The organism is Streptomyces sp. E11-3, from assembly GCF_046540415.1.
Lineage (GTDB): Bacteria > Actinomycetota > Actinomycetes > Streptomycetales > Streptomycetaceae > Streptomyces.
In genome coordinates, this window is sequence record NZ_JAZGRL010000111.1 from 1 (window position 1) to 2,277 (window position 2,277).

Annotated in this window: 1 protein-coding gene; it reads left to right on the forward strand. The window is 75.1% G+C overall.

The features are described from left to right. The coding region (locus tag U9R90_RS35595) for a DUF5682 family protein (protein WP_411061588.1) at nt 1–2,100 on the forward strand (2,100 nt) is incomplete at its 5' end. Nucleotides 2,101–2,277 lie beyond the last annotated feature (177 nt).

Below are 2,277 nucleotides of genomic sequence, written 5' to 3' on the forward strand. Positions count from 1 at the left end.
GGGGACGAGGGGAAGAAGGAGGGGGAGCGGCAGGGGCTGCGGGTTGATCCGCTTGCTGTGCTCGCCGAGGCCGCGGGGTACGACGACCCCGAGCGGTGGTGGGAGGACGTCGTCGAGCATCGGGGGGCCGAGGGTGCGGCGGCGGATCCGCTCGCGCCGTTCGACGCGCTCGGGGATGCCATGGCCGCGCTGCGCGAGGAGTACGGAGTCGGCGGGCATCGGCGGGACCTGCTGCGCGAGGCCTATATGCGGCTGCAGGTGCGGGCGGCGCGCCGCGAGTTCGGGGACGGGATCGCGGTCGTCTGCGGCGCCTGGCATGTGCCCGCGCTGACGGCGAAGAGCACCGTCACCGCCGACCGCGCGTTGCTCAAGGGCCTGCCCAAGGCCAAGGTCGAACTGACCTGGGTGCCCTGGACCCACCGCCGCCTGGCCCGCGCCGGTGGATACGGCGCCGGGATCGACTCACCCGGCTGGTACGGACACCTCTTCGGCTCCCCTGACCGGCCGGTCGAGCGCTGGATGACCAAGGTCGCCGGGCTGTTGCGGGAGGAGGACCAGCCCGTTTCGTCGGCGCATGTCATCGAGGCGGTCCGGCTCGCCGACACGCTGGCCGCGATGCGCGGCCGCCCTCTGCCGGGCCTGACGGAGACCACGGACGCGGTGCGGGCCGTGATGTGCGAGGGCTCCGATGTACCGCTGGCGCTGGTGCGGGACAGGCTGGTCGTCGGTGACGTACTGGGCGAGGTGCCCCCGTCGGCGCCCGCCGTGCCGCTGCAGCGCGACCTGACCCGACTCCAGCGGACACTGCGGCTCAAACCGGAGGCGCTGGAGAGGGAGTTGGAGCTGGACCTGCGCAAGGAGACCGACGCCGCGCGCAGTCGGCTGCTGCACCGGCTGCGGCTGCTCGGTGTCGACTGGGGCGAGCCCGCGCGGTCGGCGCGTGGCACCACCGGAACCTTCCGGGAGACCTGGCGGCTGCGCTGGGAGCCCGAGTTGGCGGTACGGGTCGCCGAGGCGGGCGTCTGGGGCACCACTGTGCCGGCCGCGGCCACGGCGAAGGCCGAGTCGGACGCCGTCGGCGCGACGGCGCTCGCCGAGGTCACCGCGCTGGCCGAGCGGTGTCTGCTCGCCGAACTGCCGGACGCGCTCCCGGTGGTGATGCAGGTTCTGGCCGACCGCGCGGCGCTGGACAGCGATGTCGGCCACCTCGCCCAGGCCCTGCCCGCCCTGGTCCGCTCCCTCCGCTACGGCGACGTCCGCGGCACCGAGACCCAGGCCCTGTCCGAGGTCGCCGCGGGCCTCGCCGAACGCGTCTTCGTCGGCCTGCCACCCGCGTGCGCGGCCCTGGACGCCGACGGCGCGGCCGAACTGCGCGGCCACGTGGACGCGGTGCACACGGCGGTGGGGCTGCTCGACGAGACCGCGACGCCCGACCGGGCCGCGACGCCCGCGATGCCCGGCGAGGTCGCGATGCCCGGCGAGACCCCGATTGCCGATGAGACCGCGACGCCCGGCGAGCCCCCGACGGTCGACGAGACAGTGACGCCCGCCGAGACCGTGACGCCCGCACAGAAGGGCATACGTGGGCGCTGGCACTCCGTGCTCGGTGTGCTCTCCGGGCGGGACACCGTGCCCGGGATCATTCGCGGGCGGGCCGTACGACTGCTGCTCGACGACGGCGAGTTGGCCGAAGACGAGGCGGCGCGACTGATGGGCCTCGCCCTGTCGCCCGGTACGCCACCGGCCGACGCGGCCGCGTGGATCGAGGGGTTCGTCGGGGGCGGCGGCGGAGGGATGCTGCTGGTCCACGACGGGCGGCTGCTCGGCCTGGTGGACGCCTGGCTGAGCGGCGTCTCCGCAGAGGCCTTCACCGACGTACTGCCGCTGCTGCGCCGCACCTTCTCGGCGTACGAGCCGGGGGTGCGCCGCACCCTCGGGGAACTGGTCCGTCGTGGCCCCGAGGCGCCCGGTGCGCGCCCGGTCGGCGCGGCCGCTCCGGGGTTCGCGCCGGAGCTCGACCAGGAGCGGGCCGACGCGGTCCTTCCGGTTCTCCGGCTACTGCTCGGCACGGATGCCAACGACGTGGTGGAGGTGGCCTGATGAGCACACAACGCAGGGCGAGCAGCAGCACAGCAGACAGCGCGGACGAGCGGCTCAGGCGGTGGCGGCTGGTGCTCGGCGGGCACTCCGCCGACGGCACCGGCTGCGCGCTCGCGGGCCAGGACGCGGCCATGGACGGGGCGCTCAGCGCGCTCTACGGCCAGGGGGAGCAGCGGG